The 26,367-nt window shown below is 67.9% G+C and carries 32 protein-coding genes; 11 read left to right on the top strand and 21 right to left on the bottom strand.

Annotated features, from left to right (window positions below):
* The first annotated feature begins 2 nt into the window (after positions 1–2).
* Positions 3–836, top strand: coding sequence for an aldo/keto reductase (locus AB0O93_RS01055; RefSeq protein WP_363339690.1), 834 nt, complete (start codon positions 3–5; stop codon positions 834–836).
* 4 nt (positions 837–840) lie between these two features.
* Here AB0O93_RS01055 and mgtE read toward each other — a convergent pair whose 3' ends face one another.
* The 10 genes from mgtE to AB0O93_RS01105 form a co-directional block, all read right to left on the bottom strand.
* On the bottom strand, positions 841–2,199 hold the full coding sequence (mgtE, locus tag AB0O93_RS01060; RefSeq protein WP_363339692.1) for a magnesium transporter: 1,359 nt from the start codon (positions 2,197–2,199) through the stop codon (positions 841–843).
* A gap of 8 nt (positions 2,200–2,207) precedes the next feature.
* Positions 2,208–2,363: a hypothetical protein gene (locus tag AB0O93_RS01065; RefSeq protein ID WP_363339693.1), complete on the bottom strand. Its 156-nt coding sequence runs from the start codon at positions 2,361–2,363 to the stop codon at positions 2,208–2,210.
* 132 nt (positions 2,364–2,495) lie between these two features.
* The gene (locus tag AB0O93_RS01070; protein ID WP_363339695.1) at positions 2,496–3,257 is read right to left on the bottom strand and encodes an SDR family oxidoreductase; all 762 of its coding nucleotides are present in this window, start codon (positions 3,255–3,257) and stop codon (positions 2,496–2,498) included.
* A gap of 23 nt (positions 3,258–3,280) precedes the next feature.
* Positions 3,281–3,505 carry a hypothetical protein gene (locus AB0O93_RS01075; RefSeq protein WP_363339697.1) on the bottom strand — a complete coding sequence of 75 codons (225 nt, stop codon included), beginning with the start codon at positions 3,503–3,505 and terminating at the stop codon, positions 3,281–3,283.
* Positions 3,506–3,565: 60 nt separating this feature from the next.
* Positions 3,566–4,801, bottom strand: coding sequence for an ABC transporter substrate-binding protein (locus AB0O93_RS01080; RefSeq protein WP_363339699.1), 1,236 nt, complete (start codon positions 4,799–4,801; stop codon positions 3,566–3,568).
* A gap of 200 nt (positions 4,802–5,001) precedes the next feature.
* Positions 5,002–5,370: a metalloregulator ArsR/SmtB family transcription factor gene (locus AB0O93_RS01085; protein ID WP_363339701.1), complete on the bottom strand. Its 369-nt coding sequence runs from the start codon at positions 5,368–5,370 to the stop codon at positions 5,002–5,004.
* Positions 5,371–5,387: 17 nt separating this feature from the next.
* Entirely contained in the window at positions 5,388–6,920 is a 1,533-nt protein-coding gene (locus AB0O93_RS01090) for an amidase (RefSeq protein ID WP_363339703.1), read from the bottom strand.
* Positions 6,921–7,064: 144 nt separating this feature from the next.
* Positions 7,065–7,463, bottom strand: a complete 399-nt coding sequence (locus AB0O93_RS01095) for an STAS/SEC14 domain-containing protein (RefSeq protein ID WP_363339705.1) — start codon at positions 7,461–7,463, stop codon at positions 7,065–7,067.
* A gap of 115 nt (positions 7,464–7,578) precedes the next feature.
* Positions 7,579–8,577 (bottom strand): DNA-3-methyladenine glycosylase 2 family protein, encoded by a 999-nt coding sequence (locus tag AB0O93_RS01100; protein ID WP_363339706.1) that lies wholly within the window; start codon positions 8,575–8,577, stop codon positions 7,579–7,581.
* Positions 8,578–8,727: 150 nt separating this feature from the next.
* The gene (locus AB0O93_RS01105; RefSeq protein ID WP_363339708.1) at positions 8,728–9,525 is read right to left on the bottom strand and encodes a winged helix-turn-helix domain-containing protein; all 798 of its coding nucleotides are present in this window, start codon (positions 9,523–9,525) and stop codon (positions 8,728–8,730) included.
* 491 nt (positions 9,526–10,016) lie between these two features.
* Between AB0O93_RS01105 and AB0O93_RS01110 the strand changes: the two genes are divergently transcribed.
* The 5 genes from AB0O93_RS01110 (at position 10,017) to AB0O93_RS01130 (ending at position 13,202) form a co-directional block, all read left to right on the top strand.
* Positions 10,017–10,475, top strand: coding sequence for an alpha-D-xyloside xylohydrolase (locus AB0O93_RS01110; RefSeq protein ID WP_363339710.1), 459 nt, complete (start codon positions 10,017–10,019; stop codon positions 10,473–10,475).
* Positions 10,472–11,917, top strand: coding sequence for a GH1 family beta-glucosidase (locus tag AB0O93_RS01115; protein ID WP_363339712.1), 1,446 nt, complete (start codon positions 10,472–10,474; stop codon positions 11,915–11,917). The genes AB0O93_RS01110 and AB0O93_RS01115 overlap by 4 nt, the downstream gene beginning before the upstream one ends.
* Before the next feature lie 69 nt (positions 11,918–11,986).
* Complete coding sequence (locus AB0O93_RS01120) at positions 11,987–12,286, top strand: GNAT family N-acetyltransferase (RefSeq protein ID WP_363339714.1); 300 nt, start codon at positions 11,987–11,989, stop codon at positions 12,284–12,286.
* 26 nt (positions 12,287–12,312) lie between these two features.
* Entirely contained in the window at positions 12,313–12,744 is a 432-nt protein-coding gene (locus AB0O93_RS01125; protein ID WP_301134737.1) for a DUF1622 domain-containing protein, read from the top strand.
* 71 nt (positions 12,745–12,815) lie between these two features.
* The gene (locus AB0O93_RS01130; protein WP_363339716.1) at positions 12,816–13,202 is read left to right on the top strand and encodes a hypothetical protein; all 387 of its coding nucleotides are present in this window, start codon (positions 12,816–12,818) and stop codon (positions 13,200–13,202) included.
* Here AB0O93_RS01130 and AB0O93_RS01135 read toward each other — a convergent pair.
* The 11 genes from AB0O93_RS01135 to AB0O93_RS01185 form a co-directional block, all read right to left on the bottom strand.
* Positions 13,160–13,723, bottom strand: coding sequence for an alpha/beta fold hydrolase (locus AB0O93_RS01135; RefSeq protein ID WP_363339718.1), 564 nt, complete (start codon positions 13,721–13,723; stop codon positions 13,160–13,162). The two genes, AB0O93_RS01130 and AB0O93_RS01135, sit on opposite strands and share 43 nt — an antisense overlap.
* A 19-nt stretch (positions 13,724–13,742) precedes the next feature.
* Entirely contained in the window at positions 13,743–14,303 is a 561-nt protein-coding gene (locus AB0O93_RS01140; protein ID WP_363339720.1) for a hypothetical protein, read from the bottom strand.
* Between the two features lie 242 nt (positions 14,304–14,545).
* A complete protein-coding gene (locus AB0O93_RS01145; protein ID WP_188700523.1) occupies positions 14,546–15,142 on the bottom strand; it encodes a DUF305 domain-containing protein in 597 nt (198 codons plus the stop codon).
* A 57-nt stretch (positions 15,143–15,199) separates the two neighbouring features.
* A complete protein-coding gene (locus AB0O93_RS01150; protein WP_053548210.1) occupies positions 15,200–15,601 on the bottom strand; it encodes a four-helix bundle copper-binding protein in 402 nt (133 codons plus the stop codon).
* Between the two features lie 117 nt (positions 15,602–15,718).
* Complete coding sequence (locus AB0O93_RS01155) at positions 15,719–15,979, bottom strand: hypothetical protein (RefSeq protein ID WP_053548209.1); 261 nt, start codon at positions 15,977–15,979, stop codon at positions 15,719–15,721.
* A gap of 153 nt (positions 15,980–16,132) precedes the next feature.
* Positions 16,133–16,972, bottom strand: a complete 840-nt coding sequence (locus tag AB0O93_RS01160) for a F510_1955 family glycosylhydrolase (RefSeq protein ID WP_053548208.1) — start codon at positions 16,970–16,972, stop codon at positions 16,133–16,135.
* Positions 16,973–17,117: 145 nt separating this feature from the next.
* Positions 17,118–17,726 (bottom strand): DUF305 domain-containing protein, encoded by a 609-nt coding sequence (locus AB0O93_RS01165; RefSeq protein WP_053548207.1) that lies wholly within the window; start codon positions 17,724–17,726, stop codon positions 17,118–17,120.
* Between the two features lie 90 nt (positions 17,727–17,816).
* Positions 17,817–18,248: a DUF6153 family protein gene (locus AB0O93_RS01170; RefSeq protein ID WP_053548206.1), complete on the bottom strand. Its 432-nt coding sequence runs from the start codon at positions 18,246–18,248 to the stop codon at positions 17,817–17,819.
* 62 nt (positions 18,249–18,310) lie between these two features.
* On the bottom strand, positions 18,311–20,440 hold the full coding sequence (locus AB0O93_RS01175) for a heavy metal translocating P-type ATPase (RefSeq protein WP_053548205.1): 2,130 nt from the start codon (positions 20,438–20,440) through the stop codon (positions 18,311–18,313).
* Between the two features lie 56 nt (positions 20,441–20,496).
* Complete coding sequence (locus AB0O93_RS01180; RefSeq protein ID WP_155048972.1) at positions 20,497–20,820, bottom strand: cation transporter; 324 nt, start codon at positions 20,818–20,820, stop codon at positions 20,497–20,499.
* Between the two features lie 32 nt (positions 20,821–20,852).
* Positions 20,853–21,134 carry a metal-sensitive transcriptional regulator gene (locus AB0O93_RS01185; RefSeq protein WP_053548254.1) on the bottom strand — a complete coding sequence of 94 codons (282 nt, stop codon included), beginning with the start codon at positions 21,132–21,134 and terminating at the stop codon, positions 20,853–20,855.
* A 217-nt stretch (positions 21,135–21,351) separates the two neighbouring features.
* On the opposite strand from AB0O93_RS01185, the gene AB0O93_RS01190 reads away from it, so the two are divergent.
* The 5 genes from AB0O93_RS01190 (at position 21,352) to AB0O93_RS01210 (ending at position 26,267) form a co-directional block, all read left to right on the top strand.
* Positions 21,352–21,711, top strand: coding sequence for a metalloregulator ArsR/SmtB family transcription factor (locus tag AB0O93_RS01190; RefSeq protein ID WP_363339725.1), 360 nt, complete (start codon positions 21,352–21,354; stop codon positions 21,709–21,711).
* Positions 21,708–23,612: a cation-translocating P-type ATPase gene (locus tag AB0O93_RS01195; protein ID WP_363339727.1), complete on the top strand. Its 1,905-nt coding sequence runs from the start codon at positions 21,708–21,710 to the stop codon at positions 23,610–23,612. The genes AB0O93_RS01190 and AB0O93_RS01195 overlap by 4 nt, the downstream gene beginning before the upstream one ends.
* Positions 23,609–24,160: a signal peptidase II gene (locus AB0O93_RS01200; protein WP_082334722.1), complete on the top strand. Its 552-nt coding sequence runs from the start codon at positions 23,609–23,611 to the stop codon at positions 24,158–24,160. The genes AB0O93_RS01195 and AB0O93_RS01200 overlap by 4 nt, the downstream gene beginning before the upstream one ends.
* Positions 24,157–24,756 carry a cadmium resistance transporter gene (locus AB0O93_RS01205; protein ID WP_053548203.1) on the top strand — a complete coding sequence of 200 codons (600 nt, stop codon included), beginning with the start codon at positions 24,157–24,159 and terminating at the stop codon, positions 24,754–24,756. The genes AB0O93_RS01200 and AB0O93_RS01205 overlap by 4 nt, the downstream gene beginning before the upstream one ends.
* Before the next feature lie 122 nt (positions 24,757–24,878).
* Complete coding sequence (locus tag AB0O93_RS01210; protein WP_363339730.1) at positions 24,879–26,267, top strand: DUF222 domain-containing protein; 1,389 nt, start codon at positions 24,879–24,881, stop codon at positions 26,265–26,267.
* The last annotated feature ends 100 nt before the right edge of the window (positions 26,268–26,367 follow it).

The following is a 26,367-nucleotide window of genomic DNA, read 5'->3' on the forward strand; positions in this document are numbered from 1 at the left end:
GGATGCTGACGATCCCTGCGCTCACCCTGAACGACGGTCACCCCTTCGCCGAACTCGGGCTCGGAACCTACAACCTCCGGGGCGAGGAGGGGATCGAGGCGATCGTCTCGGCCATCGCCTCCGGCTACCGGCTGCTGGACACCGCAGTGAACTACGAGAACGAGCGCGAGGTGGGTGAGGCGATCCGCCGGTCGGACGTCGATCGCGACGACCTCATCGTCACCTCGAAGATCCCGGGCCGTCACCACGGCCGCGCCGAAGCCGTCGACAGCATCCGCGGTTCGCTCGACCGGCTCGGCCTCGAGCGCATCGACCTCCAGCTCATCCACTGGCCGAACCCGAGCGTCGGGAAGTACCTCGACACGTGGCGAGGCATGATCGACGCGCGCGAGCAGGGACTCGTCCGCTCGATCGGTGTCTCGAACTTCACCGAGGCGATGCTCACCGAGCTGATCGACGAGACCGGTGTCGTCCCGGCGGTGAACCAGGTCGAGCTCCACCCCTACTTCCCCCAGGGCGCGCTCCGTGCCTTCCACGCGGAGCACGGCATCCGTACCGAGAGCTGGAGCCCGCTCGCCCGCCGCAGCGATCTGCTCGCCGAGCAGCTCATCACCGACCTCGCCGCGGTCCACGACGCGACCCCGACACAGGTCGTGCTGCGCTGGCACACCCAGCTGCAGAGCACCCCCATTCCGAAGTCCGCCGACGCCGACCGGCAGCGCGAGAACGCCGACGTGTTCGGGTTCACCCTCACCGACGACCAGGTCGCCGCCGTCGCCGCGCTGGAGCGCGGTCGGCTGTGGGACGGCGACCCCGAGACGCACGAAGAGATGTGAACGGTCAGATCTGCAGCACCGCGCGGGCGATCAGGAAGTAGATGACGAGCCCGGTCGCGTCGACGAACGTCGTGATGAACGGGTTCGAGAACACGGCCGGGTCGACCCGGATCGCGCGGGCGAGGAGCGGCATGACACCGCCGACGGATGCCGCGACCGTGCAGATCGACAGCAGGGTGAGTCCGATCACCAGTCCCACCTGCAGGTCGAACACGACGCTGGTGATCGCGAACCCGAGGACGCCAAGCAGCAGCCCGAGGAGCGCGCCGACGCGGACCTCGCGCGACAGCACCCGCCACACGTCCCGCGTGCGTACCTCGCTGAGCGCCAGGGCCCGGGTCACGGTCGTCGCGGCCTGGTTGCCGGTGTTTCCGCCCGTTCCGATGAGCAGCGGTACGAACAGCGCCAGCACGGTGAGCTGCGCCAGGGTGTCTTCGAACACCGACAGCACCTGCACCGTCAGGGTCGCGCCGACCGCGAGCACGAACAGCCACACCACGCGCGAGCGGACGATTCGGAGGATCGGCGTCGACAGGTACGGTCGACGGAGCGGCTCGGCACCACCCTGGCGTGCGGCATCCTCGCTCTCCTCCTGCTCGAGGATGCGGACGGCGTCGTCGATGGTGAGGATGCCGACGAGGCGCCCTTCGCTGTCGACGACGGGAAGCGCGAGCACGCCGAGGTCGGCGCACAGGCGCGCGGCGTCCTCGGCGTCGTCGGTGGCGGTCGCGGTGTGGGGCTCGCTCATGAGCGCGCCCACGGTGTCGTCGTCGGCGCCGCCGAGCAGGTCGCGCAGGCTGATGACGCCGACGACCGTGCGCGCGTCGTCGATGACCGGGATCGTGTAGACCGTCTCGGCATCGCGGACGCGGGAACGCACGCGGGCGAGCGCGTCGGAGACCCGGACCGTCGGGCGGAGCGTGACGTACTCGGGACTCATGCGGCGCCCGATCGAATCCTGCGGGTAGCCCAGCACCGCGGCGGTGAGCGTGCGCTCGTCGACGGGGAGCCCCCGCAGGAGCCGTGGGGCGACGGAGGCCGGGAGCTCGTCGAGGAGGCGCACGCGGTCGTCCGGATCGAGGTCGGCGAACACGGCGGCGACTTCGGAGTCCTGCAGCGCGTCGACGAGATCGCCCTGGAGCGACGCGGGGAGGTCCTCGAAGACCTCGAGGGCGCGCTGCTTCGGCAGCAGACGGTAGACCACCGCGCGCCGGCGGGCGTCCAGCCGCTCGATCACGGCCACCACCTCGTGGGTGGGGGCGTCGGCGATCAGCGACGACGTCGCGGCCAGATCGTCGGCGCTGAGGGCCTGTTCGATCGCCAGTACACGGTCATCGAGGGCGCGGGTCTGCTCGGGGGTCATGACGGATCTCACTCCTGTCGCGCGCGAACGGCTCGCGCGAGGGCGAACGGATGCCGGATGCCGACGGGAGCGGCATCCGGATGATCGCCGGACGCGCGGGTGTCGCGCTCAGGAGGAGAGATCGCGAGGGTGCGCGGCGTCCGGCCGAGGACTGCAACTGTCACTGGGCATCAAGATCACCTCGCTCTCGCGGTTCGGTTCGGGCGCAGGGCGCCCTCGGTTACCGTAGTCGGCCGCGTCGATCCGCGGCAAGGCGACTCAGGGGTTGTTCAGTCGGCGTTCACCGCGGGCGGGGATCACCGCGCGGCGCGGGTCTCCTCGACCCAGTCGGCGAAGGTCTGCTCGCCGAGGGTCGCACCCGCACCCGGAAGGGCGGAACCGTCGCGTTGCCATCGGCCGAAATCGCCCGGGAGTGAGATGGCGGGCACGCGCCAGCGCGTCGCCGGGCGCCCGATCGCCCGGCCGTAGGCGCGGACCATGGCGACGAGGCTCTCCTCGTGCGGACCGGCGAGGTCGCGGGCGCGTCCGCGCGGGCGTCCTTCGGCGAGGTCGATGAGGTGGGAGGCGACCTCCCGTGCCGCGATCGGCTGCGTGCGCATCCGGGGCGCCAGGTGGAGGGGACCGACGGAGGCGACCTCCCAGATCTGCCCCGCGAACTCGTGGAACTGCGTGGCGCGGAGAAGGGTCCAGGGGACCGGTCCCGCCTGCACCGCCGCCTCCTGGGCCAGTTTGCCGGCGTAATACCCGGAGGTCTGGCCGTCGATGCCGACGATCGACAGGGCGACGTGGTGTCGGACACCCGCCCGGACTTCGGCATCGAGCAGCGTGGCGGTGACCGCGGTGAAGAAGTCCACCGACCGGCGGGTGCTGCGGGTCTCGTGGTGGGTCACGTCGATGACGACGTCCACGCCCGTCAGCGCCGCGTCCGTGCCGGCGCCGGTGACAAGATCGACGCCATCCGTGCGGGTGAGCGCGACGACGTCGTGACCGCGCGCGCGGGCGATCTCGCTCGCCGGTACGCCGACGCGTCCTGTTGCTCCCGCGATCGCGATCCGCATGGTTCCGGTCTCCGTCGGGGCGGCTAGAGCTGAGCTCCGTCGTCGTCGCGGTTCTCGAGCCCGACGTTGCGACCGCGCCAGGACTCGTAGGCGATGAGCCAGCCGATCGAGACCGCGGCGGCGATCACGAGGCCCAGCAGCAGGTTCTCCCAGATGAGGCCGAAGATGATGCCGAGCGCGAAGACCAGGGCGGTGCCGAAGGCCCAGCCGGAGCGGCCGCGCGTCCAGCGCGAGCGAGGGGTAGTCATGCGCTCAGCCTAGGGGCGGCGCTGACGAGTCACCATCGATGGTGTCCGCGCTCCCTCGGCTCATGCGGATCGCCATGTGCCCTGTCGTGCCTGGACGACGTGCAGCGGGCCGTGCAGATGCTGGCGCCCATCGACCCGGATCGCGCCGCGCGGCGCTCGATACGCGATCGAGGACAGGGCCGTCGCGATCTCGCGGCGGGAAGCGTCGCGACCGGCGGCAGCGAGAGCCCGCGCGTATACCTGAATGGCGGTGTACGTGGATTCTGAATAGGTGGTGATCGCCGGCGCCCACGGACCATAGCGCTGCGTGTTGTGCGCCTGCAGCGGGCCGTCGTCCGCGCAGCCGAGGCCGGAGAAGTAGCCCGACACTGCCCACACGCCTTCGGCAGCCGCGCGACCGATGTGATCGACAGTGAGATCGTCGGCTGTCAGGGACACGGTCGTCACGGTGTGGCGGAGACCAGACGCCCATAAGGTGCGCTGAAAAGCCACCTCATCGTGTCCGACCAGTGAAGAGAGGACGAAATCCGCCCCGGACTGCTGGATCTTGTCGATGACGGGGGCGAAATCCTGGGCGCCGAGCGGAAGCAGGTGCTCTCCGCGAACGAGAGCTCGCCTCCGACGAAGGTCTTCCCGAACGGCTCGGTGCGCGCCCTCGGACCAGGCGTACGAGTTTCCGACCAGAAACCACGCGGCTCGCGCTGCGTCGGGGACGGATTGCAGGGAGCGGCGGAATTGCGATCGCGGACGCTCCCCCAGGCGGAAAGACAGCGGGTTTGCCCCTAGACCGCCCTCATTCATGATCGGCTGGATGAGCAGCACGTCCTCGTGCGCCATCGCCGCCTCCACGGCCCGATACGTCGCGGAGGAGACGCTAGCGATGATGACGCTGCATCCGAGGCGCGCCAGCCGGCGCACCTCGCTCACGCCCTGGCGAGGGGCCGAGCCATCGTCGCCGACGAGCAGTTCGAAGGGAAGATTGCCCACGCCGCCGTCGAGGTTGAGCTGTTCCACCGCCAGTTCGGCAAGGTTCTCGCATCCAGCGGTGAACATCGCTACTGTGCCCGACTTGCTTGTCAGCAGACCGATGCGGTGGGTACGAGAGGGGTTGGCCTCCGCACTTGGCCAGCCCCTCGCCCGCATCATCCATCGCAGGCCGCGTTCGTCGAAGTGCTCGCTCACGCGGACCCGCGTCGCGCGCGGCCCGGTTCGCTTCAGCGCGATGACCAGTCGTCCGCGCCACGGTTGGGTGTGCTGGACCTCGATGCGGCGGCCGGGGCTGACCACGGAGAGCACACCGATGATGCAGGCGCGTTCACCCAGTCCGGTGAGTTCCTCGGGGAGGAGGAGGGAGATCGCTTGACCGACCCGCAGGTCATCGAATGACGCGGAGAACAGCCAGTTCCCCGTTCCCGCACGCCCGAACGAACCGAAGACCTCGGCGGGAGAAAGCGGCACGTCCTCCGACGTCGTCAGCACGAGGGAAGAAGCCTCCATCAGCCCGTCCGGCGCTCTGTACGGTCGAGCGCCGTCGCAGTCTCCGCGAGATCCGTGACCGGCTGGCGCAGAATCTGCTGCATGAAGGAGAGGACCTCCCGAACGATGCCATCCTGGTCCAAGCGGTAGTAACGGTATCGCCCATCTTGTCGTTCGATCACAATGCCCGCCGTACGCAGAATCCGCAGATGACTCGAGACCGTGGTTCGTCCGACTTGCGGGACTCGATCCGCGATATCTCCCGCCGACAGTTCGCCGGACTCGGCCAGGTGCGCCGCGATCTCACGGCGCACCTGATGAGAGAGTGCTTCGAAGGCAGATTCCACATCCACGTCATGCTCCGATCGTGTCGACGGCGCCAGGCCCATCGACACACCGTAACGCGTCAGGCGGCTGTCAGAAACGGGCCCGCAGCGCGCTCGTAGCCGGCCGCTGCCCGCAGAACTGTCGCGTCATCGAAGCGACGGCCAACCATCATCATCCCCACAGGCAAGCCATCGACGAGCCCTGCCGGAACCGAAATCCCCGGGTGCCCGGTGGCGTCGAAGGGAGCGGTGTTGAAGAGGGTGCCGAGCGCGGCTCCGACGGTCTCGGAGATCGAGGCAGCTCCCGCGTCGAGCAATCGGCCGGGCAGGAACGGGATCGTCGGCATTACCAGCACGTCGACATCTGCCAGCGCCGCATCGTAGGCGGCGATGAGTCCTGGTACCAGGCGTCGTGCGCGCGCGTAGTAGGAGCCACCGAAACGGGTCAGCCCGTAGTGCCCGGAGAGCGCGATGTGCCGCACGTTGGCCGCGATCTCGTCCGCATGCGCTCGGCGTCCTGATGAGAAGAACTCCATTGCCTCGGGATCTGTGTAGCCGAGCGAATTGAGGCCGTATCCGTTGCCATCGAACATCTGGTACGCGGCGCCATCCGTAGCGATGACCGCCCAGATGTCGAAGGCGCCGTCACCGTGGATCGGCACGCTGACATCCGAAACGACGGCACCGACGGCCTCCAGAGTGGCGACCGACGCGCGCACGAGGTCGTCCACCCGGTCGTCGGACATCCCAGGTATCCCGAAGCCTTCGCGCAGCACTCCGACACGCAGGCCCGTGACGTCTTGGGAGACGGCGGCTACGAAGTCCTGCGGAACGAGGTCGTCCGGCTGCCGCGGGTCCAGGCCGTCGCGCCCCGCCATGACGTGGAGCATCGCGGCGACGTCGCTCACACTGGTTCCCATCGGTCCGACGTGATCGATGGTGCGCTCGATGGGGAAGCACCCGCTGTAGGGAACCAGTCCCCACGTCGGCTTGTGTCCGACGACACCGCCCCAGGCCGCCGGCATCCTGATCGAACCGCCCTGATCGCAGCCGATCGCGAGGTCGACGACGCCCCCGGCTAGCAGAGCCGCGCTTCCGCTCGATGAGCCGCTGTTGGCATACTCCGGGTTCCATGGGTTTGGCAGCGGGCCGGTTGCAGCTGTGAAGCTGCTGCCCGAGAAGCAGAGATCTTCGCAGACGGCCTTGCCGGCGATGGTCGCTCCCGCGTCCAGCAGTCGCGTCACCACGGTGGCATCCTCCGAGGGCACGAAACCTTCGAGGCTGCGGGATCCATTCATCATCGGGATGCCGGCTACGGCCACGTTGTCTTTGACGGCGATTCGTTTGCCGCTCAGGGGCCCCTCGGCGCCGGTCGAGATGTCGCTGGTGACGTACCAGGCGTTGTACGGGTTTTCCTCGCTCTGCGGACGAGTCCATGCGCGGGGAGGGGATACCGGCGCGATGCCAGCGTAGAGGCGGGCGACGGTGTCGTAGGAATTGAGAGCGGCGGATGTGAGCGCGACGTGTTCGGCGGTTTCGCCGTCTGAGAGGTGGAAGCCGTAGTGGGCGGCCGCGGCCGCGATCTCTTCGGAACTGGGGCGGGGGAGGTTCATGGGCGCATCCTTCGATATGTCGATGAGTGTGCACACATGCTCGCATTGTGACAGGCGCACTCAAGGCATCGGCGAACAGCTGTAACGAGACGTTTACAGCGACGAATCCTCCATGGCCGCGATGGAGTCGGGGAAAGGAGTGCTTTAGGGAGCGGCATCCGTCATCGTCGGTCGCTGCGGCGCGCGCGAGGCCCAGACCATCGCCTTGTCCTTCGCCGACGTCCGGAAGATCTGCAGCTCGCAGGGGAAGAGGAAGGCGATCGCGTGGATGATCTCGGCGACGGCCGTGTGGTCGGTGATGAGGGCGATGCGGCCCCATGCGCTCGCCGGCTTGCTCTCGAGGCGGGCGTCCTGCCACAGCGCGCCGAAGGAGTAGCCGTCGAAGTCGTCGCCGAAGACGAGGGCCAGGTTGACCACGTCGCCGGCGGCGATCACCCGGTCGATCGCAGGGTCGAGGACCGTGCGGTAGTCGTCCGCGTGGACGGAACCCACGGCGCGGAACGCGAGCACGTTGGCGGGTGCATCGGGCAGGGTGGCGAGCATTCGGGTACTCCTCCGAGGGTCGCGGCATCGCGATCCTTGCGCGCCAGGATAGCGCGCACGCGCCGCGCGCGGCAGAGGCTTCGACACGCAACCCGCCTTCGGTTGCGCAGACGCGTCAGCGGTCGCGGTGGTCCTCGGGGTGGAGGCGCGGCCCCCGCCGCGGCTCGCGGACCCCGCCGGCGGCGAGCAGGCGGATGACGCGCTGCCGCTGTCCGCTCCAGGGTTCGAGCAGGGCCAGCATCCCGTCGTCGTCGGTGCGCGCTCCGGCGAGCGCGTAGCCGATCTCATGTGCGAGGTGGAAGTCGCCCACGCTCACGGCGTCGGCGTCGCCGAGGGCGCGGATGCGCGTCTCGGCCGACGTCCACGGGCCGATCCCGTGTTGCGAGACGAGGACACGGTCGACCGCTTCGCCGTCGCTCGCGGCCTCGACGGCGCGGACGATCGAGCGGCCCCGCCGCGCGGCACGCACCACGGTCTTGGACTGCGGGGGTTCGAGACCGGCGCGGTGCCACGCCCACGAGGGGATGTCCCGCCAGCCGTCGATGTCAGGAGGCGCCACCATCGCGCGCGGCGTCGGACCCGGTGCCGTCTCGCCGAACGCGGAGACGATCCGCCGCCACGCGGCGAAGGCCTGCATCCCCGTGACCTTCTGCTCGAAGATCGCGCAGGCGAGGGCGTCGAACACCCCGTCGGTGCGTCCGAGGCGAAGCCCCGGCATCCGGCGGAAAAGCTCCGCGACCAGCGGATGCCGCTCCGCGGCGAACCCGGTGGCATCGTCGCGCGCGCCGCAGAGATCGGGGACGTGGGCGATCGCCCACTCGCGCCCCGGACCCCAGGCCGCCGCGCGGACGACGCCCGATCCGGCATCCGTCAGAGCGAGCGTCGCGACGCCCTCGGGGGTGCGGCTCGCCCGCCAGATGACGGCGCCCGCCATCGTCATCGTCGGGTCGTTCGCGCCGCGGCGCTGGAACATGACGGTGCGGCGGAGATCGAGCGGATGGCGCGGCCGGTACTCGGTCTGCAGCGGCGCCTCGGGTCGCGGCTGCGTCTCGGGTCGCGCCGGCGTCGCCGGGCGCGTGCGGACCTGCTCGCGCGTGCGCTCGACGATCGTCATGCCCTCGACCCTACGTCGCACCGCCGACGTCGCCCCGCGCGCTCGCGGTGAGCGCGTTCGTGTGGCGGTCGCGGCCGCCTCACCGAGCACGAGGGGGCCACATGCGCCACACGAACCGACGACGGATGCCGTGCGAGACGGGCGCGGCGGTCAGAAGCGGTCGGGCGACGGCGTGCCGTGGCCGTAGTGGATCACGACGTCGGCGTGGCGATCGAAGCGGTATCCGACGCCCCGGACGGTGCGCACGATGTCTTCGTACCGGCCGAGCTTGGCGCGCAGACGCCGCACGTGCACGTCGATCGTCCGCTCGCCGGGCGCCTCCTCGTCGCTGGCGGCCTGCCAGAGCGACGTGACCAGCTCGGTGCGCTCGATCGTGCGGCCCTCGCGCAGCACCAGGTACTGCAGGAGCTCGAACTCCTTGAACGTGAAGGCTGCCGATTCGCCGTCGATCAGCACGCGCTTGCGGGAGATGTCGACCACGACGCCGCCGGCGACGGCGTCCTCCTCGAGCGGCTCGTCCTGCTTCGTGCGGGCGACCGCGGACGGCTCGTGGAGCGCGAGCCGCACGACGTCGACGTCACGTCCGCCGGCGCCGACGGGCGCGAGGGCGACGGTGGCGTAGGTCTCGGCCGAGGGGGCGAGGTCGGCGAGCGTGCGGCGCAGCGCGTCGACGAGGACGCCGAGGTTCACCCCGGCTGCGGAGGCCTTGGCCTCGTCGATGCCGACGTACAGCGCGAAGCCGCGCGGTGCGGTGCCGGGCGGGAGGCTGCGCGCGGCGGCGCTGCCGGGTGCGCCGGTGTCGCCGGACGCGGCGGGATCGCCGGACGCGGCGGGAGTCGGGGCCGACGCGGTCTCGGCGGATGCCTCTGCGGGCACGGTCGGGCGGTTCACGGGGCGGAGGCGACGGACGGGGGCGGCGGGACGCTCGAGGAGTGCGGTGTTCGACATGATGATGGTCCTTGAAGGAGGTGAACCCCGGGAGGTCGTCGGCGTGGGTGGCCGGGAGAGGGTTCTGCGTTTCGATCGCTCTGAGGCGACGGATGCCCGGGCGGGGCGGTGTGCGAGGACTCCGACGGCGCGTGATCGACGCGTCCGCGCGGCGCCTCGGGGGATCCGATGCGCGTCGAAGGCTCGCTCCAACGGGCGGATCCGGCGGGGATCACCGTGCTAGTGGCACATTCGACAACACAGCGCCACGCGGCCGGCCATCATCATGCCGGCAGTCCCGTTCGCCTCCCAGGCGGACAGAGAGCGTGCGTTGTCAGTCATGCGGCTGATTATGACCGAGTGTTTCCGTGACGGTCAAATTGCGGAAAAGGTGCCCCGCGACGTGTGACGAAATGTGACAGATCGCCCATGTGGATGCCGGCGGGGTTCGCAATCGGAGAGGCGGGAACTTTTTTGTTGCTTCTCCCCGCAAACGTCTGAAGATGCGGCTCATGCCCTACCTCTTCGGTCTCGGTGAGGAGGCCGCTGCATCCGGTGTGCCGCTCATGCGTCCGATGGTGCTGGAGTTCCCGGACGACCCCGCCGCCGCCTACCTCGATCGCCAGTACATGCTCGGCCCCGACCTGCTGGTCGCGCCCGTCTTCCGCGCCGACGGGCGGGTGCCGTTCTACCTTCCCGCGGGGGAGTGGACGCACCTCCTCACCGGCGCGCGGGTGTTCGGCGGCCGCTGGATCGAGGAGCGGCACGACGTGTTCAGCCTGCCGCTCTACGTCCGCCCGGGCGCCGTGCTGCCCTGGGGTGCGCGCGAGGACCGGCCCGATTACGACTATCTCGACGGTTTGACGTGGCAGGTCTACCCGGGTGGGAGCGGTACCATCGAGCGCCGGATCGTGACGCCCGACGGCCGCACCGCCACCTTCACCATCGACCGCACGGGAGTGACCGAATGACCACGACCACGACCACGACGACCGGCCGCGCCGACTACCGAGACAGCGGACTCGTCTTCCCCGCGGGCTTCACCTTCGGGTCGGCGACCGCCGCGTACCAGGTGGAGGGCGCGTTCGACGAAGACGGCCGCGGGCCGTCGATCTGGGACACGTTCTCCAAGACCCCCGGGAAGGTGTGGAACGGGGATACCGGCGACGTCGCCTGCGATCACTACCACCGGGCGGAGGCCGACCTCGACCTCATGGACGACCTCGGTCTCGGGGCGTATCGCTTCTCGATCGCGTGGCCCCGCATCATGCCCACCGGAACCGGCGAGGTCAATCAGGCGGGCATCGACTTCTACTCCCGCCTGGTCGACGGGCTGCTCGAGCGCGGCATCCGTCCCGTGGCGACGCTGTACCACTGGGATCTTCCGCAGGCGCTGGAGGATGCCGGCGGGTGGCCCGTCCGCACGACGGCCGATGCGTTCGAGCGCTACGCGGAGGTCATGGGTGCGGCGCTCGGCGACCGCGTGCACACCTGGACCACGCTCAACGAGCCGTGGTGCTCGGCCTACCTCGGCTACGGGCAGGGCGGGCACGCGCCGGGGCGGCACGAACCGGATGCCGCGCTCGCCGCCGTCCACCACCTGAACCTCGCGCACGGGCGGGCCGTCCAGGCGCTCCGGGCGACCTCCGCCGGCGACCCCGACTACTCGGTCACCCTCAACTTCCACGTCCTGCGGGGCGAGGGGGACGGTGCGGCGGAGGCGATGCGGCGCATCGACGCCCTGGCGAACCGCGCGTTCACCGGTCCTATGCTGCACGGCGCGTACCCCGAGGACCTCCTCGCCGACACCCGCGAGGTCACCGACTGGTCGTTCGTGCGCGACGGCGACCTCGCCGACATCCGTCAGCCGATCGATGTGCTGGGCGTCAACTACTACTCCACGGCCACCGTGCGGATGTGGGACGGCGTCTCGCCGAAGCAGACGAACGACGGACACAAGGGCGTCCCCGGTGCGACCGCGTGGCCGGGGAGCGACACCGTCGTGGAGTTCGTCGAGCAGCCGGGGCCGTACACGGCCATGGGGTGGAACATCGCGCCCGAAGGGCTCGAGGAACTCCTCGTCGCGCTGGGGGAGGAGTTCCCCGACCAGCCGCTCATGGTCACCGAGAACGGCGCCGCCTTCGACGACGTCGTCGCGGAGGACGGCACGGTCCCCGACCCTGAGCGTCGGGACTACCTGCGACGCCACTTCACCGCCGCTCATCGCGCGATGGAGCGCGGGGTCGACCTGCGCGGCTACTTCGTGTGGTCGCTCCTCGACAACTTCGAGTGGGGCTACGGCTACGCCAAGCGCTTCGGGATCGTCCGCGTCGACTTCGACACCCTCGAGCGCACGGTGAAGGACTCCGGGCGCTGGTACGGGAAGCTCGCGCGCACGGGCGTCACGCCCTGACGCCCGTGAAGTCGCCGCGACCGGGTGCGAGCGGCGGCTGGCCGGGCGCCGCAGGCGTAGCCTGTCGTGGTGACCGATCTGCGTTTCTCCCATGAACACGACGCGTCGCGCTACACCCTCCACGACGGTGACGACCTCGTCAGTGTCCTGGACTACCGCGACGATGGCCGTACCGTCGCCCTGACGCGCGCGTACACCGTTCCGACCTTCCGCGGCCACGGATACGCCGCCGAGGTCGTCGAGCGTGCCGTCGCCGACATCGAGGGGCGGGGCGACCGACGGGTCTCCCCGGTGTGCTGGTACGTCGCCGACTGGTTCGCCGACCACCCCGAGCGTGCCGCGATCCTCGCCGATCGGCGTTCGGCCTGACGCCTCCCGCACCCTATGCTGGCGGCGTGAACCTGGAAGAGGTCTTCGTCGCCGTCGCGATCGCGTTCGAACTGATCGGCGCGACGGCCATGGTGATCGGATTCGTCGTCGCCGTGGTGCTCGGCATCCGTTCTCTCGCCCGCGGCGACGGAGGGCAGGCCGCGTTCACGACGCTCCGCACGACGCTCGGGGGAGCGATCCTCCTAGGCCTCGAGGTGCTCGTCGCCGCCGACCTCATCCGCACGATCACGTCGAAGCCGTCGATGGAAGACGCCCTGATCCTCGGCATCATCGTGGTCATCCGGACGGTGCTGTCGATGTCGATCCAGATCGAGATCGAGGGCACGCTGCCCTGGCGTCGTGCGCTCCTGACCTCGGGGGCGGCGGTCGTCGGCCGCGAGATCGCGCGCGACCGCGACCAGGCCGCGGCCGCGCGTACGGAGCCGAAGCGCACCTGAGGGGTGTTGTCAAGCCCGTGGATCGGCGGCGTCGCGGTGTGAGGCTGGTGCACGGACGAGAGGAGTGCGCCATGAGCACGACAGGCGAGAACACCGGCGACAACGGCGTGAGCCACGAGGCGGTCGGCATCGGTGTGGTCGGCAGCGCCGACCACCACGGTCAGGACGCCGAGCGCGACACCCTCACCGTCGGAGAGGCGCAGCGGAAGAACGGCCTCGGGGATGCCACCGAGCAGCGACTTCCCGCGATGTCGCAGAACAACGCCGATGACGTCGCGAAGGTCGCCGGCATCGTCGCGCAGACCCGATCGGATGTCGGCACCCGAACGTTCGACGAGATTCGCCACGTGCTCGCGCAGCGTCTCGAGCAGACCGGCATCGCGCTCCCCGACGACGAGATCGATGAACTCGTGCGTCAGATCTCTACGGGCGACGCCGCAGCTCCCGATCGCCCCTGACGCCTTCCGCCTCGCCCGCTCATCTCGCCACGAACGGGAGGATGCGGGCGACGGCGGGTGCGGCATCCCGGATCATCGTCTCGTGACCGTGATGCGAAATCTCGGTCAGCTTCGCGGCGGGGATGAGCTCGGTGATGCGGGTGCACCAGCGGCGCGGGGCGACGAGGTCGTGCTCGCCGATGCCGGGCCGCGAGCTCCACGACGATCTGAGACCCCATCGAGTGGCCGATCGCCACGACGGGGACCCGGATGTGATGCTCGAGGAACGCCGCGAGCAGGTCGGCGGTGCGCTCCATCGTCAGGACCCGGACGGGCGGTGGCGCTTCGCCGTATCCCGGCAGGTCGACGGCGACGACGGGGGCCGCATCGTCGAGGTGCGAGATGAGGTCCGTGAACACGCTCCGGCCCATGCCGATCCCATGGATGAGGAGGAACGGACCGGGGCCGACGCCGGTTCCTTCGTTGCGCAGTTCGGCGACGAGCGTCGCGCCGGCGTGCGTGTAGGACAGGATCGAGGCCACGGGCGAGGGTACCGCGGACTCAGGCGGCGCCGCGTGCGCCGTAGAGCCCTACGCGGTCCGGGATGTCGAAGTGCACCGCCGGAAGCCACGACGCCGGGTCCGGCCACGGGCGAGACGCCGGGAGGCTCCGGAGTCGCTGGCGGATGGCGGTGGCCGACCCCTCGATCGGGAGCACGCGCGCCGGGGCGTGATGGGCGAGGGCTCCGAACCACCAGTGCCGCCACTCGCCCTCGACCGCGCCGGGGGAGGCGACGACGTAGTAGTCGGGCATGAACGCCGCGCCGGACGCGAACAGCGCCAGAAGCGCCTCCACCTCGACCTCGAGCGTGCCGAGGGTGGTGCGCTCTTGGAAGAGCTCCACCCACGCGGCGGCGACGTGTTCGAGCGGGTCGGCGTCATGCACGACGTAGGGCTGCGGACGCGTCGCGATCGCGAGCGCCGCGTCGGTCGGATCCTGTCCGCGCAGAGACAGGGCGGCGACGGCGGGGAGGTCGGAGATCCCCTCGAGGAGCTCGTCGCTGTCGCATCCGACGAGGGCGACGACGGTGGATCGGGCTGCGGAATCGGAAGAAGGCGCCATGGTCCACGATAGGACGGCGGGTGTTTCGCCCGGGTATCGACTCGGCGACGATCCGCGAGCTGCCCCGGGCGGGCTTTTGGGGCGTTGCGGAGGGCCTCGAATTTCATCGTTTCTGACTGATTCGGTTAGAGTCTCACGGCGAGCTGCCGCAGTGGCTCTCCGAAACTCATTCGGTGGTGGGGACTTTCAGCGGACCTCGGTGACTATCTCGTCGCAGACATCTTGGCCACGCCCGGGCGTCGCTACTCGTCGTCGGTGCATTCACGGTCGGCAGCCCGGTCGAAGTCGGGAACGGGCCGGTTCTGCGCGTCCTCGGGTGTCGTGGCGAGTCCGTTGCGTTCAATATCGTCGATCAGCCAGTCCATTTCTAGGATCTCTCGCCGCTGAGCTTCGCTGATCCCGACGGCGAGCTCGCAGACCCGGATGTCCTGAATCTGCGCTCGTTCAGATCTGGTGATCGCAAGGGAGTGGTGGGGAATCATGGCCCGCATGTATGCGGTGTCGTCGACGGTGATCTGGCTACGGTCGAGCGCGACGCCGCCTCCGAGCAGGAGGACGCTGACGATGACGACGGCGATGTTCGCTTTGGTGTTCTTGTACATGTTCAGCATCCAGGCGAGCATAACGAGGCCCATGGCGCCGCCCATGGTGAGAGCCATGAATATGCGGCTCTCGCTGAAGCGGATGTGTCCCCATTCCCACACTCCGGCGAACATCGTCCAGTACATCACGACCATGCCGGTGAGGATCATCGCCGCGAAACGCAGGTACATCTTCAGCGAGCCGTGCTTCTTGTCCTTTGCTTGTCGTTCGCTTCCTTCATGGGCATCCTGTGACATGTGATTCACCTGTTCGTCTGGATTGGTTGCGCGTCGCGCGGTTGACGAGCGTCCGGTTCAGAGGGTTGCGAGGAGCGTGGCGCACGCGTCTTCGCATCGCCGGCAGGCCGCGGCACACACGGTGCAGTGTTCGTGCATGGTGTGCTTCTCGCACTCGTCGGCGCAGCTCGCGCACGCGGTGCGGCACGCTTCCAGGGCTGCCCGGGTGAGGTTGGTGTCGTAGCCGGTGTGTCGGGACAGGATGCGCGCGGTGGTGTCGCAGAGGTCGGCGCAGTCCAGGTTCGTGCGGATGCACTTCGTGAGCTCTGAGACCATCTCCTCGCTCAGGCACGCATCCGCGCATGCGGTGCACGATTGGGCGCAGTCCATGCAGGCCTCGATACAGTCCACGAGCGCCTTCTGGTCGACCTGTCCGAGGTCCTTCGGATAGGAGCGGAGCATTTCTGCCACGACAGTCATGATCGAATCCTCTCGTCGTCCTGGAACTCTCAAACTACGATCACGGTGTCGCCTGCGGCACCCCGTTGAATACCCCGGGAGGGCATGGTAACCCCAGCCGTGATGCGGCCTCAACGCTCAGGGCGCAGTGTCTCGCTGATCCGTTCCCCCAGGCGGGGGATCCCGCAGGATCAATGCCACGGCAGCCATGACGATGATCAGCGCGATGTCGTAGCTGGCGACTGTGTAGGTCCACCAGGCGGCATCGGTCGATTGCGTGTCGCTCAGCAAGTGCGCGAGTGCGAGGACCGGGCCCGTGGCCAGGAGCACGTACCCGAGGCGAACGAGGCGTCGATGCGTTCGCACAGGATCGAGCGGGTGGGTTCCGGCGCGGGTCATTGGAAGATCGCTCCGATCGTGAGGAAACTGGCGATGGCGAGGAGGGCGACGGCGATCGTCGCGGCTGTGATGAAGAACGTGAGATTCCGCAATGGGTTCTTGGGCTTGTTCATGAGAAGTCTTGGAGCGCGGGGCTTTGTCGGTATCCGCCCCCTATTGGGCGGGGCTGAGGACGGTCGTGCCGTTTGTGGAGATCTCGACGATGCCACGGTCGTCAACGAGGATGATGCGCTCGTCGATGACGGAGAGGGCTTGCACGGCGCCGCGCAGCGATTCCAGCTGCTGCCAGGCACCGCTTTCGTCCTGTGACCACAGGACGCCGTCCGTACCAGCACCAAGAAGGGTGCCGTCCGTGCGCGCCTCCAGGGCGTACAGGACAGGGGCCGCATCGACGGGCGTGAAGGTGTTGCCGCCGTCGGTGCTGAGGAGGAGGCCTTCTTCGGCGGCGGCGTACACGCCGGATTCGGTGGCGGCGAGATCAGCGGCGCCGAGGGGTGCACGCTCTGTCCAGGTGCTTCCCTCGTCGGTGCTGGTGAGTAGGTTCACCTGACTGGAAGGGATGCCGTACAGGACGCCGTCGGGTCCTGCGGTCAGGACGTGGAAGTCGGTGGTCCCGTTGAGGGCGATCGGGGACCAGGAGTTCCCGTAGTCGTCGCTGCGGATGATGCCGAGGTTCGGGGCTCCCAGTTCAGGCGGGGTGTCTTCCCCGGGGTGTCCGGACGCGAACAGCGTGTCTTTCCAGGCGGTGAATCCCATGGCGTCGAAATCGTGTCCGCCGATCGGGCCGGAGATCTTCCCGCCGGGGTCGAGGGTGAAGATGCCGTTGTGCGTGGCGATGAGCAGGTCATCGCCACGTGGGTCTTCGGCGATGCCGTGGATGTGGTCGATGCGGGGTGCCGAGTCGGGGTTTCCGAGCGGTGTTGCGGTGCAGCCGGTGGCGATGACGGCGAGGGCGGTCACCGTGGCAGTGGCGAGAAGGAGTGAGCGTTTCATGATGGCTTCCGGTGGCGGCCGCGGGACGGCCTGGCTTCGCGGCGCGCGGCAGGAGCGCACCGACATGTAATGGATGTCGAGGGCGTGGCAAAGAGGTGGCCGGTGAGGGCGGGCCGAACGTTTCTGGGCCCGCCCGAGTCGGGTCCTAGAGCTGTTCCAGGAGTTCCTGCATTGTGGCGATCTCTGCGGTCTGATCGTCGATCACTTGCTGGGCGAGGTCGAGGACGTCCGGGCTCTGCGCGTCGTCAAGGGCAGTTTGCGCCATGTCGACGGCACCTTCGTGGTGCACGATCATCTGTTCGAGGAACAGACGGCTGGCCTCGGCGGCGTCTGCGTTCTCCAGCAGGGTCATGTCTTCTTCGGACATCATGCTGTCGTCACCGCCCATTGACCCATGGTCCATGCCGCCCATGGAGTCAGGGTCGTAGTCCACGCCCCAGTCTTCGAGCCATCCGAGCATCTTGTCGATTTCGGGACCCTGCGCTGCTTTGATCTGTTCGGCGAGCTCGACCACGCGTGGGTCTGCCCCGTCCTTGGCGAGCAGGATGTCGGCCATCTCGATGGCCTGCTGGTGATGCGGGATCATCATCGTGACGAACATCTCATCCGCCTCAGTCGCCTGTGAGGTCGACGACGACTGCGACGGGGAGGTGGTCTCGCTGGACGGCGCGGTGCCGCTGTCCGCGCAGCCGCTGAGCGCCAGCGCGAGTGTCAGAATGCCGGTGCTGACAGCGAGGGCGATCTTCTTGTTCATGATTGTTCCTTCGATAAGTCGTATGAGGGTTCGCAAATAACGGCGCCAGGCGGCGCCACGAAACCGACCGCTCGGGTCGGCGGCGACTACTCAGGTGCGACTTATCGAAAGGAACGTGAGCGAGGGAGCCCGCGGAAAAACACCGGTCGCACCCCATCTCACCAGGCTCATCGCTCGGTGAAGGGGCAGGCCGCGACCGTGGATCAGCGTCGGAGGAAGCAGCAGCAGGAGGCCGGCGAGTAGCGCGAGCACGCAGGCCGTCAGCATGTCGTTGTGGCCCTGGTCGGGCCCGGTGCTTACGTGACAGGGCCCATCGCAGGCGGTGCCCATCACGTCAGGGGCGTGCTCATCGCCGGCTGCGGATGTTGAGTGGGTGAGCCCGGGCGATCCGTGCCCGGCTGGTTCGGCGGTGAAGGTGTGCATGGCCAGCAGCCCGACGATGACCATGAGCGTGGCCGCGCCGAGCATCAACAGCGCGCGCAGCGACAGCTGCGGGCGTGCGCTGCGAAACGCGACATGCATGCGGGGACCCTCCACTCTGCTCAGGATGCTAACACCGCAGACTATGCGCCTCTGATTCCCGGCTACGTGCCCGTCACCGCGTCCGGGCGCAGATCCAGTCGGCGCAGCAGCTGTGCATTGAGGGCGACCACGATGGTCGACAGAGACATCAGCAGCGCACCCACTGACATGGGCAACACGAACCCGATCGGGGCGAGCACGCCGGCCGCGAGGGGGACGGAGAGCAGGTTGTAGCCGGCGGCCCACCAGAGGTTCTGTTTCATCTTCCGGTAGCTGGCCCGCGACAGCTCGATCACCGACAGCACCGAACGGGGGTCGTCGCTGGCGAGGATGACGCCCGCGGACGCGATCGCGACATCCGTTCCCGCGCCGATGGCGATACCGACGTCGGCCTGCGCGAGCGCGGGGGCATCGTTGACACCGTCTCCAACCATCGCGACCTTGCGGCCTTCGCCCTGAAGCTCTTTCACCTTCGAGGCCTTGTCCTCCGGTCGGACCCCGGCGAAGTAGCGGTCGATGCTGAGTTCGCTCGCGACCGAGGCGGCAACCGCGTCGGCGTCACCGGTGATCATGACCACCTGCACGCCGCGCTCATGGAGGGCGTCGACGGCGTGACGCGACTCCGAGCGGATCTCATCCGCCAAACGCAGCGCTCCGGCGACCTGGCCGTCGACGAGCACGTGGAGGATGATCGCCCCCTCATCGCGCCATTCGTCGGCGACCGGCAGCTCGGAGGCGTGCTCCTGCTCGAGCATGTACGGGCCACCGACCTGCACGATGCGTCGATCGACACGTGCACGCACCCCAACCGCCGGGGAAGATTCGAAGTCGGAGGAGGAATAGACCGTGAGAGTCTTCTCCTTCGCCGCGTTCACGATCGCGCGAGCGAGCGGGTGCTCGGAGTCTGCTTCCGCGGCCGCCGCCCACGCCAGCAACTGATCAGGGTCGGTTCCGGAGACGGGGTCGATCGCGGTCACAGCGGGAGTGCCCTTGGTGAGCGTGCCGGTCTTGTCGAACAGGACGGTATCGACGGTGCGCATGCTCTCCAGCGCGAGACGATCCTTGATCAGAACGCCTCCACGCGCGGCCCTCTCGGTCGCGATCGACACGACGAGCGGAATCGCCAGGCCCAGAGCGTGCGGGCAGGCGATTACCAGCACGGTGATCGTGCGGATCACTGCGGCGTCGGGCAGGCCGACGACCGTCCAGACGATCGCGGTGATGGCGGCAGCGCCGAGTGCGAACCAGAACAGCCACCCTGCCGCCTTGTCTGCGAGTCGCTGCGCTCGTGAGGATGAGTTCTGCGCCTCGGTCACCAGTTTCTGGATCCCGGCGAGAGCAGTGTCTTCACCGATTGCGGTGATCTCGACCCGGACCCCGGAATCGGTGGCGACGGTGCCGGCGATGACTTGGTCGCCGTCGCTGCGACGTACCGGGCGCGATTCGCCGGTGATCATCGACTCGTCCATGCTGGCCGAGCCCTGCACGATCCTCCCGTCCGCGGGCACCCGCCCACCCGGGCGCACCACCACGATGTCACCCACCTGCAGATCAGACGGGGCGACCGTCACGGTCGTATCTCCCTCGATCTTCTCCGCCTCGTCGGGCAGCAACGCAGCCAGGGAATCCAACGCTGAGGTCGTCTGTGCGAGCGAACGCATTTCTATCCAGTGACCGAGCAGCATGATCACGATTAGCAGCGCCAGCTCCCACCAGAAGTCCAGCTCGTGATGCAGCAGCCCGAGGCTCGCACCCCAGGATGCGAGGAACGCCACAGTGATCGCCAGGGCGATCAGCAGCATCATGCCGGGCTTACGGGCACGCAGCTCACTCACCGCGCCGGTGAGGAACGGGGCACCACCCCACACGTACATGACCGTCCCGAGAACCGGGGATACCCACCCGATCCACGCGGCCTCCGGCAGCGGGTACCCGAGCAGCATCGAGAACATCATCGAGAACCCGACAACAGGGACCGCGAGGATCAGCATGATCCAGAACAATCGCCGGAACTGGCCCACGTGATCGCCGTGGCCGGCGTGGCGGGCGTGGCCCTCGTGACCGCTGTGACCGGCGTGTTCTTGAGGAGCGCCGTGATCGTGGCTCATCGCCGCGTGGTCATGCTGCGCTGTCGGCGCGCCGCCGTGATTCTCGTGTCCAGTGTGATGGGTGTGTTCGTCGTGCTGGCTCATCGGAAACCCTTGCTCGGATGCGCCCGGGGATGACCCGGGCGCGGACGGATAGTGGGTCAGGCGTGACCGGTCGCGAGGCTGTAGCCGGCCTCTTCGACCGCAGCCCTCACGGCAGCGGGATCGACAGGGGATGCGCTGTGGATCGTCACTCGGGACGGGCCGCCAGTGTTCAGGTCGACGGTGACGGACGCGACACCGTCCAGGGCGCTCAGTTCCTCACTGACGCTCGACACACAGTGTGAGCACGTCATCCCGGTGACCAGGACATCCTCCGAGACCGGGGTCGTGACAGGAGTGGATGCTTCGGTGTTCGATGGAGCGGCGCAGCACGCGCAACCAGCGTTCGCGTCCTTCAGTCCAAGTTCGATGCGGTCAGTCATGGTGAGTTCCTCCCAAGTAGTTTGACGAGTGGTTATGAACGGACCAGGCGAGCGATGGCATCGTTTGCTTCGCGGACCTTCTCCGCGGCAACCTCGCCACCCTCAGCGCTTGCCTGGGCGACGCAATGACTCAGATGGTCGCTGAGAAGCGACAACGCCACAGTTTCAAGCGCCTTCGTGGCCGCAGCGACCTGCGTCAGGATGTCGATGCAGTACTTGTCCTCATCGACCATCCGAGAGATACCCCGCACCTGACCCTCAACCCGACTCAATCGCTTACGCAGATCCGCCTTGTTGTCGGTGTAACCGTTCATGCTCACAAGATACCCCCTATGGGTATCCAACTCAACGGGTGCCGGTCTATTCCCGAAAGGCAGCCTTGATACCCGGGTCGTCTTTGGCGCCGCCGGCCAGGCGTCGACGATGCCGGAAGTGATGCCCGCCCAGGCGAGCGTCTCGAACCGGTGGAAGCCGTTTGAGGATGCATGAAGACGGCGGTAAACTGTACATCGCACAATGTATAGTCATCGTATGCTGACTATTTCAGATCGACTTGACGTGATGAACCGGCTCGGGCGGGCGATGGCTGACCATACTCGTTCGCGCATCCTGCTGACCCTTCTTGACGGACCGAGCTACCCGGCGGTGTTGTCTCGGGAGCTGGGGCTGTCTCGTTCCAACGTCTCGAATCACCTGACGTGTTTGCGCGGGTGCGGGATCGTGGTGGCTGAGCCCGAGGGGCGGCAGACTCGCTACGAGGTCGCAGACCCACACCTTGCCCGCGCCTTGACGGCGCTGGTTGACGTGACGCTCGCGGTCGATGAGAGTGTGCCGTGCATGGACCCGGACTGTGGGGTCGAAGGATGCGTGGCGGGGGAGTTGCGGGCGTGAGCTCGGTCACGGGTTCGCACGTCGAGCATGTCGACCTCGACGACGATGATGACGATGACCGGCCGTGGTACCGGAGCCCGGGCGTTCTGATCCCGATTTTCTCCGGCGTGGTGTTCGGCGCCGGCCTGGTGTGCGAGTGGACCGGCGCAGAGGCCGCGGGCCCGGTGCTGTTCTGGGTGGCTCTGTTGTTGGGTGCGTCGACTTTCGTTCCGGGTGCGCTGCGCAAGCTGTTCGCGAAGCGAAAGCTCGGGATCGGACTGTTGATGACGATCAGCGCTACCGGTGCAGTCATCCTCGGCTACGTCGAGGAAGCCGCGGCGTTGGCGTTCCTGTACTCCATCGCGGAAGCGCTGGAGGACAGGGCCATGGACCGTGCACGCGCGGGCTTGCGGGCGTTGTTGAAGCTCGTACCCGAAACCGCACTCGTCAAGAGAGGCGACGCGACGTCCGAAGTGGAGGCGAAGGATCTGCGCGTGGGAGACGTGCTCGTGGTGCGCCCGGGTGAACGGGTAGCCACAGACGGCATTGTGCGGACTGGGCGGAGCAGCCTGGATACCTCAGCGATCACGGGCGAGTCGATCCCGGTCGACGTCGATCCCGGCAACGAAGTCTCTGCCGGGTCGATCAACACCACAGGCGTTCTCGAAATCGAGGCGACCGCTGCTGGCACCGACAACTCGCTGACGACGATCGTCGAGCTGGTCGAGCAGGCGCAAGCTGAGAAGGGCGACCGGGCGCGACTGGCTGACCGGATCGCCCGTCCTCTCGTTCCCGGAGTGATGATCCTCGCGGTTCTGGTCGGTGTGCTCGGTTCGCTCCTGACTGGCGATCCTGAGCTGTGGATCACCCGCGCCTTGGTCGTGCTGGTCGCCGCGTCCCCGTGCGCCCTGGCGATCGCTGTTCCGCTCACCGTCGTAGCCGCGATCGGTGCAGCATCGAAGTTTGGTGTGGTGGTGAAGTCCGGGGCCGCGTTCGAGAGGTTTGGTGGGATCCGCCATCTCGCTGTCGACAAGACCGGCACCCTGACCCGCAATGAGCCCACCGTGGCCCGCGTCGTCACCGTCGCGGGGACGACCGAGGACGATGTGCTCGCGTGGGCGGCGAGCTTGGAGGGTCACAGTACGCACCCCCTGGCTGCTGCGATCACCACCGCCGTTTCCGAGGCCCGAACCGCGGAGGCCGTCAGTGAGACTGCCGGACACGGCATCTCTGGCACGCTCGACGGTGCCCGTATCGCGGTGGGTAGCCCGCGCTGGCTGGACGCCGGTTCGCTGGACGGCGAGGTGCAGGCAATGGAATCCGAGGGGATGACTGTGGTTATCGTGCACCGCAACGACCAGCCTGTTGGCGCGGTAGGAGTGCGTGATGAGCTGCGCCCTGAAGTTCCCGATGTCATCGCAACCCTCACCCGACGTGGAATCGCGGTGACAATGCTCACCGGCGACAACGCTCGCACCGCCGCAGCTCTGGCCGCACAGGCCGGGATCAGCGATGTGCGCGCCGAGCTACGCCCCGAGGATAAAGCTGCCGCTGTCGCAGCACTGTCGAAGTCGCAACCCACGGCCATGATCGGGGACGGCATCAACGACGCCCCCGCGCTGGCTTCCGCGGACTTGGGAATCGCGATGGGAGTGAAGGGCGCGGATGCCGCGATCGAGTCGGCCGATGTTGCGTTCACTGGACATGACCTGCGCCTTATCCCGCAGGCACTGGAACACGCACGCCGTGGCCGCAACATCATCAATCAGAACGTTGTGCTGTCCATCGCGATCATCGCGGTGCTGTTGCCCTTGGCGATTACCGGATACCTAGGTCTGGCAGCCGTCGTCCTTGTTCACGAGGTCGCAGAGGTTGTCGTTATCCTCAACGGGCTCCGAGCGGCGCGACGGAGAAAGGCATGACCCGGCCCGATGACGGAATCACTCTCGGCAGAGCCACTCGTGGGGACGCGACGAGTTCGCCCGACCGAGCGTCCGCGCGAAGCCGATTGCTGCGGTTCCTACTCGCAGTAGGTGTCGCAGCGGTCGCCGTCTGGGTCGACCAAGGCACGAAGGCACTCGCCCTTGCACGGCTCAGCGAGGCCGACCGAGTCCCCATCCTCGGAGACTGGCTCGGGCTGCAGCTCGCGTTCAACCCTGGCACCGTGATGTCTCTCGGCGCCGACGCGACCTGGCTCCTGACCGTCTTGGCCGCTGCCGCATCCATCGCGCTGCTCATCGCCGCGACGCGCGCCCGAACGGCTGGGTGGGCGATCGCGATCGGACTCCTGTGGGGAGGCGCGGTTGGCAACCTGCTGGACCGCTTGCTCGCTCCGCCCGGATTCGGTCGCGGTCACGTCACCGACTTCCTGGCCTACGGCAACCTCTTCATCGGCAACCTTGCCGACGTCATCCTCGGCGTCGGCGTGGGACTTGGCTTGTTGCTCTATCTCCGGAAAGCGAACACATGATTCTCTCTGTCCTCCAAGCGATCGGTCTGTTCCTAGCCACGAACATCGACGACATCATCGTGTTGTCCCTATTCTTCGCCCGCGGCGCGGGGCAACGCGGCACGACAACTCGAATCCTGGCGGGTCAGTACCTGGGATTCGTCGGCATTCTCGGCGCTGCCGTACTCGTTTCCCTCGGCGCCGGAGCCTTCCTTCCGCCCGAGGTCATTCCATACTTCGGCCTCATCCCGCTGGCGTTAGGACTATGGGCAGCTTGGCAAGCATGGCGCCGCCGGCACGACGATGACGACGATGAGGCGAAGATCGAAGGCAAGAAGGTTGCTGTCTGGGCCGTAGCTGGGGTCACCTTCGCTAACGGCGGTGACAACATCGGCGTCTACGTCCCCGTTTTCCTCAACGTCGGACCCGCGGCGGTGGTCGCATACTGCGTCGTGTTCCTCGCGCTCGTTGCTGTGCTCGTCATCGTGGCCAAGTTCATCGCCACGCGACGTCCGATCGCCGAGATCTTGGAACGTTGGGAACACGTCCTGTTCCCCCTCGTCCTCATCGGGCTCGGTGTATTCATCCTGATCAGCGGAGGAGCATTCGGGCTCTGAGACCGGCGCAACAACGTCAAACAGGCTGACTGCCCCCTGCCGTAAACGATCGCTTCAGAATTTCTTTCCACGTCGTTGAGATATCCGCTTTGAATGTCGGAGGCTATCGCTAGTCTTCGAACATGAATACGAGCTTCCTGATCGAGTTCCGCGAGGAAGACCTCGCCGAGCTGGACGAGGTCGCGCGCTACGCCGAGGCGATGACGCCGGCGTTGGGGGCGATGGAAGTCGGCAACGTTCGCAACCAGGCCCGTGCGGGGGCGGTCGCGGAGCGGGTGGCGCGTCGTCAGCCGGCGTCAGTACGGTCGCAGGAGATGGTCTACCGCTCCGTCGCCGCGGAACTTGCCGGGGTGACGTTCACCACCGACCGGTCGATGCAAGCGCAGATCAACCAGGCGATGGAATGGGTCGAGTGCTACCCCGCCACCTTGACCGCGTGGGAAGCAGGGCGCATCACCCGGGCGCACGCGACCGCGGTGTTGCGGTGCGGGACGGTGCTGCCCCGCGATGCGCGGGCGGAGTTCGACGCTCGGGCCGCGGAGCTGTGTGTGGGTCAAGCCGTCGGGCGTGTGAAGGACCGCCTCGACCACCTCGCGCAGGAGTTGCACCCGCGGACGCTCGCGGAGCGGCACGCGAAGGCTCGCGAGGAACGTCGGGTGAGTGTCACGCCGTTGCCGGATGGGATGTCGGAACTCGTCGCGACCCTCCCGACCCTGCTTGCGGAAGGAATCAGCGACCGCCTCAACGAGCAGGCCTCCTCGATCATCGACGCCCGCAACACACCCGGCGACGGCGGGGCGGACGCCGACGCGGACACCGACGCGACGCCGGACTGTCGGACGCGGGACCAGCTCCGTGCGGACATCTTCTGCGACATGCTCGTCACAGGCTCACCCCTGGCAGACCCCACCATCGACGGCGACGGAAACGGCACCCTCGGGATGATCCGCGCGAAAGTCCAGGTCGTCGTCCCCGCCCTCGCTCTTCTGGGGAAAGACGATGACCCCGCGAACGACACCACCACCGTCGACCTCGTCGGCTCGTCCCCGATCGACCCCGCCACCGCGCGCGCTCTCGCCGGGGCTGTTGCCTCGTGGGAGCGGATGGTCGTGCACCCCGTGTCGGGGCAGGTGCTGTTCACCGACTCGTACCGGCGCACCGCCTCGATGGCGCGATTCTTGAAGGCCCGCGACCGACACTGCCGGTTCCCCGGATGCCGACGCCCCGCGATCCGCTGCGAGCTGGACCACACCCTCGATTTCGCCCTCGGCGGCCCCACCGACATCCGAAACCTCTGCCACTTATGTCAACGGCACCATTCGATGAAGCAATTCACCTCGTGGGGTGTCCAGCAACTCGGCGGCGGAGTCCTGGAATGGACCTCACCGACGGGGAGGGTCTACATCGACCACCCACCGGCACCGCTGGTGAGATTCATGCCGTCGGGAGGTGGGGCACCACCCCCGGAGGGGAGCGGCGGCGCACCGCCGCCCGACCCTGCACCCTTCTGACGCGAAGCTTCAATCTCTCAAGGCCTCGCGCCGACGACCCGACGACCAGAGCCGATCACGGACGTCGGTCGCGCCGCCGATCGGAGACATCGAGATCAAC

It is taken from the genome of Microbacterium sp. NPDC077184, from assembly GCF_040687055.1.
Lineage (GTDB): Bacteria > Actinomycetota > Actinomycetes > Actinomycetales > Microbacteriaceae > Microbacterium.

Bases quoted from the DNA above. Each gene is read 5' to 3' on its own strand.
- AB0O93_RS01100 (WP_363339706.1), bottom strand. From the start codon at position 8,577: ATGACGATCGTCGAGCGCACGCGCGAGCAGGTCCGCACGCGCCCGGCG.
- AB0O93_RS01115 (WP_363339712.1), top strand. From the start codon at position 10,472: ATGACCACGACCACGACCACGACGACCGGCCGCGCCGACTACCGAGAC.
- AB0O93_RS01155 (WP_053548209.1), bottom strand. From the start codon at position 15,979: ATGACCCGCGCCGGAACCCACCCGCTCGATCCTGTGCGAACGCATCGA.
- mgtE (WP_363339692.1), bottom strand. From the start codon at position 2,199: ATGACCCCCGAGCAGACCCGCGCCCTCGATGACCGTGTACTGGCGATC.
- AB0O93_RS01085 (WP_363339701.1), bottom strand. From the start codon at position 5,370: ATGGGCCTGGCGCCGTCGACACGATCGGAGCATGACGTGGATGTGGAA.
- AB0O93_RS01210 (WP_363339730.1), top strand. From the start codon at position 24,879: ATGAATACGAGCTTCCTGATCGAGTTCCGCGAGGAAGACCTCGCCGAG.
- AB0O93_RS01090 (WP_363339703.1), bottom strand. From the start codon at position 6,920: ATGAACCTCCCCCGCCCCAGTTCCGAAGAGATCGCGGCCGCGGCCGCC.
- AB0O93_RS01170 (WP_053548206.1), bottom strand. From the start codon at position 18,248: ATGCATGTCGCGTTTCGCAGCGCACGCCCGCAGCTGTCGCTGCGCGCG.
- AB0O93_RS01145 (WP_188700523.1), bottom strand. From the start codon at position 15,142: ATGTCACAGGATGCCCATGAAGGAAGCGAACGACAAGCAAAGGACAAG.
- AB0O93_RS01190 (WP_363339725.1), top strand. From the start codon at position 21,352: ATGCTGACTATTTCAGATCGACTTGACGTGATGAACCGGCTCGGGCGG.
- AB0O93_RS01070 (WP_363339695.1), bottom strand. From the start codon at position 3,257: ATGCGGATCGCGATCGCGGGAGCAACAGGACGCGTCGGCGTACCGGCG.
- AB0O93_RS01205 (WP_053548203.1), top strand. From the start codon at position 24,157: ATGATTCTCTCTGTCCTCCAAGCGATCGGTCTGTTCCTAGCCACGAAC.
- AB0O93_RS01130 (WP_363339716.1), top strand. From the start codon at position 12,816: ATGAGCACGACAGGCGAGAACACCGGCGACAACGGCGTGAGCCACGAG.
- AB0O93_RS01105 (WP_363339708.1), bottom strand. From the start codon at position 9,525: ATGTCGAACACCGCACTCCTCGAGCGTCCCGCCGCCCCCGTCCGTCGC.
- AB0O93_RS01185 (WP_053548254.1), bottom strand. From the start codon at position 21,134: ATGAACGGTTACACCGACAACAAGGCGGATCTGCGTAAGCGATTGAGT.
- AB0O93_RS01180 (WP_155048972.1), bottom strand. From the start codon at position 20,820: ATGACTGACCGCATCGAACTTGGACTGAAGGACGCGAACGCTGGTTGC.
- AB0O93_RS01160 (WP_053548208.1), bottom strand. From the start codon at position 16,972: ATGAAACGCTCACTCCTTCTCGCCACTGCCACGGTGACCGCCCTCGCC.
- AB0O93_RS01075 (WP_363339697.1), bottom strand. From the start codon at position 3,505: ATGACTACCCCTCGCTCGCGCTGGACGCGCGGCCGCTCCGGCTGGGCC.
- AB0O93_RS01110 (WP_363339710.1), top strand. From the start codon at position 10,017: ATGCCCTACCTCTTCGGTCTCGGTGAGGAGGCCGCTGCATCCGGTGTG.
- AB0O93_RS01095 (WP_363339705.1), bottom strand. From the start codon at position 7,463: ATGCTCGCCACCCTGCCCGATGCACCCGCCAACGTGCTCGCGTTCCGC.
- AB0O93_RS01150 (WP_053548210.1), bottom strand. From the start codon at position 15,601: ATGACTGTCGTGGCAGAAATGCTCCGCTCCTATCCGAAGGACCTCGGA.
- AB0O93_RS01165 (WP_053548207.1), bottom strand. From the start codon at position 17,726: ATGAACAAGAAGATCGCCCTCGCTGTCAGCACCGGCATTCTGACACTC.
- AB0O93_RS01200 (WP_082334722.1), top strand. From the start codon at position 23,609: ATGACCCGGCCCGATGACGGAATCACTCTCGGCAGAGCCACTCGTGGG.
- AB0O93_RS01055 (WP_363339690.1), top strand. From the start codon at position 3: ATGCTGACGATCCCTGCGCTCACCCTGAACGACGGTCACCCCTTCGCC.
- AB0O93_RS01175 (WP_053548205.1), bottom strand. From the start codon at position 20,440: ATGAGCCAGCACGACGAACACACCCATCACACTGGACACGAGAATCAC.
- AB0O93_RS01140 (WP_363339720.1), bottom strand. From the start codon at position 14,303: ATGGCGCCTTCTTCCGATTCCGCAGCCCGATCCACCGTCGTCGCCCTC.